3 protein-coding genes and 1 pseudogene are annotated in these 3,501 nt (G+C 61.6%); all 4 read right to left on the minus strand.

Going from position 1 to position 3,501, the window contains the following annotated elements:
* Positions 1–101, minus strand: a pseudogene (locus tag EOA85_RS39480) (GlsB/YeaQ/YmgE family stress response membrane protein); the annotation flags it as partial.
* Positions 102–197: 96 nt separating this feature from the next.
* Entirely contained in the window at positions 198–1,661 is a 1,464-nt protein-coding gene (gene lpdA, locus EOA85_RS30495; RefSeq protein ID WP_065008738.1) for a dihydrolipoyl dehydrogenase, read from the minus strand.
* Positions 1,662–1,882: 221 nt separating this feature from the next.
* Positions 1,883–2,521 carry an SGNH/GDSL hydrolase family protein gene (locus EOA85_RS30500; RefSeq protein ID WP_065008737.1) on the minus strand — a complete coding sequence of 213 codons (639 nt, stop codon included), beginning with the start codon at positions 2,519–2,521 and terminating at the stop codon, positions 1,883–1,885.
* Between the two features lie 143 nt (positions 2,522–2,664).
* The coding region (locus tag EOA85_RS30505) for a 2-oxo acid dehydrogenase subunit E2 (protein WP_206523398.1) at positions 2,665–3,501 on the minus strand (837 nt) is incomplete at its 5' end.

The raw sequence follows: 3,501 nt of genomic DNA on the forward strand, positions 1-3,501 counted from the left end.
ATCAAGATGCCCATGTTGCTTTTCATGAACATCTCGGCAAGCCCCCCTGCCAAACCGCCGATGATGATGGCTGCGATCCAGCCCACGCCATTCACGTCCATATGCCCTCTCCTTGTGTGATGAATGCATCCGGAAACGAATTACCTTACCGTTGAGTTCCTTGGCTTTCACGTGTCGAGTCTCACGCGGTCAATTTATCACGCGTTCAGCGCGCGGCCATAGGCGTCGAGGACGCTTTCCTTCATCATCTCCGATAGCGTCGGATGCGGGAAGATGGTGTGCATAAGTTCTTCCTCGGTGGTCTCCAGGTTCATCGCCACAACAAAGCCCTGGATCAGCTCGGTCACTTCGGCGCCGACCATATGCGCGCCGAGCAACTGGCCGGTCTTCTTGTCGAAGATGGTCTTGACGAAACCCTGGTCTTCGCCGAGCGCAATGGCTTTGCCGTTGGCGGCGAACTGAAAGCGGCCGACGCGGATGTCCTTGCCCTCGGCCTTCGCTTTCGCTTCGGTCAAGCCGACGGAGGCAACCTGCGGGTTGCAATAGGTGCAGCCCGGAATCTTCAGCTTGTCAGTGGCATGCACGCCGGGGAAATTGGCGATCTTCTCCACGCACACCACGCCTTCATGTTCGGCCTTGTGGGCGAGCATAGGCGGGCCGGCAACGTCGCCGATGGCATAGATTCCGGGCACATTGGTGTTGCCGTAGCCGTCAACGACGACGCAGCCGCGTTCGGTCTTCACGCCGAGCGCTTCGAGGCCGAGATTCTCGATATTGCCCTGCACACCGACGGCCGAGATCATCCGGTCGGCGGTGATCTTCTCAACCTTGCCGTCCTTCATCTCGACATGCGCGGTGACCGAGTTCGCACCCTTCTCGACCTTGGTCACCTTGGCCTCGAGGATGATCTTCATGCCTTGCTTCTCGAACTGCTTTTGCGCGAATCTCGAGACCTCGGCGTCCTCGACCGGCATTACCGCCGGCAACAACTCGACCACAGTCACCTCCGCGCCCATGGTGCGGTAGAATGAGGCGAACTCGATGCCGATTGCGCCCGAACCCATCACCAGCAGCGATTTAGGCATCTCCTTCGGGACCATCGCTTCGAAATAGGTCCAGATCAGCTTGCCGTCGGGCTCGATGCCGGGCAGCGCCCGCGGCCTGGCGCCGGTCGCCAGGATTATGTGCTTGGCGGTATAAGTGCCCTCACCCTTGACGCCCTTGGGCGCCGGCGGCTGCGGCTCCATCGGCTTCTTCGACGAGTTCGACACGACGATCTCGCCCGGTTTATCGCCGGAAGCCGCCTTGGAGAGCTTGGCTTCGCCCCAGATGACGTCGACCTTATTCTTCTTCATCAGGAAGGCGACGCCGCCGTTGAGCCGCAGCGAGACCTTTCGCGAGCGGTCGACCACGGCAGCGGTATCGACGCTGACCTTGCCGTCGATCTTCAAGCCGTAGTCCTTCAGATGATCGGAATAGTGCATGATCTCGGCCGAACGCAGCAGCGCCTTGGTCGGGATGCAGCCCCAGTTGAGGCAGATGCCGCCGAGATGCTCACGCTCGACGATCGCCGTCTTGAAGCCGAGTTGGGCGGAACGCACCGCCGTGACGTAGCCGCCGGGGCCAGAGCCGATGATGATGACGTCGTAGTTCTCAGCCATTTTGTGGTCCTTATTGAAGCGAGGCTTCCCCGAAAGAAGGCTTCGGGATCGAAATTGGCTCGTACCTCAGTATTGGAGGCGCGAAAGCTGGCTCGTGCATCAGTATCGAAAGAGAGTCGGATACCCAGAGCCCCAGAAATGCGTAACCTGCAAGAAGCCGACTTCGACGGCCTTGCCAATGCACAGCCAACCAGAGGCCATGATCAGACTTGCATCGACTATCATGTCGCTAACATCACGCGCACCAGCGGTGCCAGCGCCTCGCCAATGTTGCGCGTGTTTTCCGCATCAAGATGGACGCCGTCGAGCGGCGTGGTCGTTGCCACCGTGCCGGCATCGAAAAAGCCGCAGCCGGCCTCGTCGGCAAGGGCGGAATATTGCGGCGCCAGCCGCTTCGAAGCTTCGTCGCCGCCGGCGAACATTTCCTTGAACTCAGCGTTGTCGGTACGGCTGACCGCGGGCGGCGCGACGAGCAGGATCTGCGGCGCCGGCCAGTCGAACGGGTAGTCGTGGCCGCGCACGATATCGATCAGGCGCTGGATGCCTTGCTTGGCCGCCACCGGATTGCCGTGGATCCACGGCTTCATGTCGTTGGAGCCGAGCATGATGACGATCAGGTCGAGCGGCGCATGTGTCATCAGCACCGTCGGCAGCACTCTAGCGCCGTTACGGTCGGCGCCGGCCAGATGGTCGTCGAAAGCCGTTGTGCGGCCGTTCAAGCCTTCGGCAATGACCTGGATATCGCCTCCCAACGTCGCCTGCAGCACACTCGGCCAGCGGTCCTTGAGCGGGTGGCGATCCAGACTTGCCGCATCATAGCCCCAGGTCAGCGAGTCGCCGTAGCAAAGGACTGTTTTCATGCGTTTGCCCCCCTCCTGCTGAAATCTGCCCGCGCGCGCCTCACCCGCCAGCGCACCAACAGCCATTGCACATGATCGTTGCGACGCCGGAAGGGCTGAAGGCAACAAGGCTGGTGAAGAATTTCCGCACCGCCTTCTTCCTTCTAGACCAGCATGCCCATCGGATTTTCGATCATGCGCTTGAAGGCGACGAGCAGTTCGGCGCCGAGCGCGCCGTCGACGGCGCGGTGATCGGTCGACAGTGTCACCGACATGATGGTCGCTATTCTGATCTCACCGTTCCTGACCACCGCGCGCTCCTCGCCGGCGCCGACCGCCAGGATCGTCGCATGCGGCGGGTTGATGACGGCGGCAAAGTCCTTGATGCCGAACATGCCGAGATTGGACACCGCCGTGGTGCCGCCCTGGTATTCCTCCGGTTTCAGCTTGCGGCTGCGGGCACGGCTGGCGAGATCCTTCATCTCGTTGGAGATGACCGACAGCGTCTTTTCATCGGCGCGCCGGATGATCGGCGTGATCAGCCCGCCAGGGATCGACACGGCGACACCGACATCGGCATGCTTGTGCTTGACCATTGCGCTCTCGGTCCATGACGCATTGGCATCCGGCACCGCCATCAGCGCCATTGCCATCGCTTTGATGACCATGTCGTTGACCGACAGCTTGTAGGCCGGCGCCTCCCCCTTGTCGGTCTTCTTCATCGGGGCGGCCGCGTTGATCTGCGTGCGCAGCGCCAGAAGCGTGTCGAGCTCGCAGTCGAGCGTCAGGTAGAAATGCGGGATGGTGGTCGTGGCCTCGACCAGCCGGCGCGCAATGGTCTTGCGCATATTGTCATGCGGGACAAGCCCGTAGGAGCCTTCGGCAAACAGTTTTAGCACCTGGTCGTCCGACATTGGCTTTAGCGCGACAGCCGGAGCCGGAGCGCCGGCAGGTGCGGCTTTCGCGGCTGGTGCCGCCTTGGCGCCGCCACCGGAAATCGC

Origin of the sequence: Mesorhizobium sp. M5C.F.Ca.IN.020.29.1.1, from assembly GCF_003997375.1 — a bacterium.
Taxonomy (GTDB): Bacteria; Pseudomonadota; Alphaproteobacteria; order Rhizobiales; family Rhizobiaceae; genus Mesorhizobium; species Mesorhizobium wenxiniae.

Excerpts from the sequence above, each read along its gene's own strand:
- EOA85_RS30500 (WP_065008737.1), bottom strand. The coding sequence starts at position 2,521 with ATGAAAACAGTCCTTTGCTACGGCGACTCGCTGACCTGGGGCTATGAT.
- lpdA (WP_065008738.1), bottom strand. The coding sequence starts at position 1,661 with ATGGCTGAGAACTACGACGTCATCATCATCGGCTCTGGCCCCGGCGGC.